Raw genomic sequence first — 2035 nt, 5'->3', positions numbered from 1 at the left:
GCACATATCAACAAAGCATTTCCCAAAAGAAGTTCTTAAGGGCAAGGCATTTCCCCCTTGGTTTGAAANGGTTGAGCATGTCCCCAATAGTCCGAAATTCTTGGAATCCTCTAAGGCTCCATCGCTGAACTACATTAGAGCACGAAGTTAGCAACTAATCAATGAGACCCACAGAAATATATAAAGGAGCATAACATATTCCGTGATAATAACTATTTAAAAATGCCCCTTCTTGATTACCATGTACATGGTCAATCCGTGACATCCATATCTAATATCATACTTAAGGGAGGTTTTTTATAAGACTCTAAAAAAAATTCGACAAAAGATTTTTCAATGGCTTCAAAGTTGGTTTCTATTTTATGATAACGACTCGTTTTTTGGTCGAGAATAGTCTCAGGACAATATTCCAATCTATTAATTGTACTTTTTCCAGCTAACCATCCCTTTTTATCTTCAAGTTCATTAAGCTTTTCTAAAGCGATCTTAAGGGCAGGATCGTGACGTAATTTATCATGGTCATTGACATCTTCATAGCCTAAAATAATTCCATAAAGCCTTTGTGCTAATAACTCATGAACGGAATGATCTACATAAGATTGATGACGATGATCTTGAAAACAGTTACCAAACTTCTCGGTAATTCCCAGTTTTTTATCCAACTCAGCTATCCAGACAATCCCCGCATCTGAAGTGATTAGTCCCCCATCAAAATTAGCGATTATTTCTTTTCCTTTCTGTTTACTAAAGTTGATTACTTGACTAGGGGTTCGGGGATGACTGGGACTCATTAAATCAGTTTAAGGTAAATTGCTTTAATGATTAAATTATAGCATATTTTATTCTAACAATCTAGTACTATTAGAGATTTTATTAATAATTTTTTTGAAAAAATGAGTGATTGATTTATCTTTTCATCTTTGTCTAATTCGGGTTGATTTTAACTTAAAATCTGACAACAGACTATTGGTTGGGGAAATCTGCGATCGCTCTGTTCAAACCCACTTCCTGTAAGGCTTCTGTGTTTGGCGATCGCAGATTTTGTGAGAAATTCGGGTTTAGTGGGGTCAGTTATTGCCACCGAAGATGCAGTTATTCCTGCTGCTGTGGGGGTAGATATTGGTTGCGGGATGGCTGCTATTAAAACCCCTTATCAAGCTGCTCAATTAGAAGGAAAATTAAAGCAAATTCGCTCAGAAATTGAGGCCACTATTCCTGTGGGTTTTGAGCAGAATAAAGAAGCCGATAAAATGGTTACAAATTGGCAAAATTGGCGCAACTTTAAGGACTTACATAAAGGAGTTCAAAAGTTAGAAGGTAAAGCCTTAAAGCAAATGGGATCATTAGGGGGAGGTAATCATTTCATTGAGGTTTGTTTAGACACAGAAAACCAAATTTGGTTAATGTTACATTCTGGTTCTCGTCATATTGGGAATAAGTTGGCACAATGTCATATTGGTACAGCCAAAAAGCTCACGGGGTGACAAGCCCGTTAAAACCCTGATTGAAAGAGGGTTTCAGCCGTGGTGATCGCTCTATAAATTGTCAAAAACTAGAGGGCTTATTGAGAATAAACAATAATGATAATCATTCTTGCCGTGTGTGTGGGGGGGAGGAGGGTTACACCGTCCTCCCCCCCACAGAGTTGATGCTCAAAATCAACCCCTTGGGCAATATTAGTTTTTATTAAATAATAAAAATTGGTTTATTTTGGATAGTTACATCTAAAATAAATCATCTCCCACTGGTTATTTTATGTTAAGATAAAATAGGGGAATTAAGCCGTCTTATCTATTATGGACATGGCTTGTAACCCTTTTTTATAATTGTTGAGTTTCTGGGGATTATTGCTCATCATAATTGAAATAAAATCAGAGCAAAATTCCCAAGCGTGAATCCAAAGAGAGCCATAAAGTCCTATCCAAAAATTACTATGTCTTCGGTCATGTCTTGATTTTTCAGTTAGACGAGCAATATATTTTCCTTGATTGGTTTGTCGAAATGTTTTGCCTTTTAAAGAAGTAGCAGTGTAAGA

1 protein-coding gene and 2 pseudogenes are annotated in these 2035 nt (G+C 36.5%); 1 reads left to right on the top strand and 2 read right to left on the bottom strand.

The annotated features are described in order from the left end of the window. Nucleotides 1–166 precede the first annotated feature (166 nt). A pseudogene (locus CWATDRAFT_RS31430) lies at nt 167–791 on the bottom strand (transposase); the annotation flags it as partial. A gap of 264 nt (nt 792–1055) precedes the next feature. Here CWATDRAFT_RS31430 and CWATDRAFT_RS31425 point away from each other — a divergent pair. Continuing rightward, nucleotides 1056–1475, top strand: a pseudogene (locus tag CWATDRAFT_RS31425) (RtcB family protein); the annotation flags it as partial. 302 nt (nt 1476–1777) lie between these two features. On the opposite strand, the gene CWATDRAFT_RS31420 reads toward CWATDRAFT_RS31425, so the two are convergent. Beyond that, the coding region (locus CWATDRAFT_RS31420; RefSeq protein WP_042713100.1) for a hypothetical protein at nt 1778–2035 on the bottom strand (258 nt) is incomplete at its 5' end.

The organism is Crocosphaera watsonii WH 8501, from assembly GCF_000167195.1.
GTDB lineage: Bacteria > Cyanobacteriota > Cyanobacteriia > Cyanobacteriales > Microcystaceae > Crocosphaera > Crocosphaera watsonii.
The sequence above is the reverse complement of the archived record's forward strand: the minus strand, read 5'-3'. Positions and strand labels throughout refer to the sequence as shown.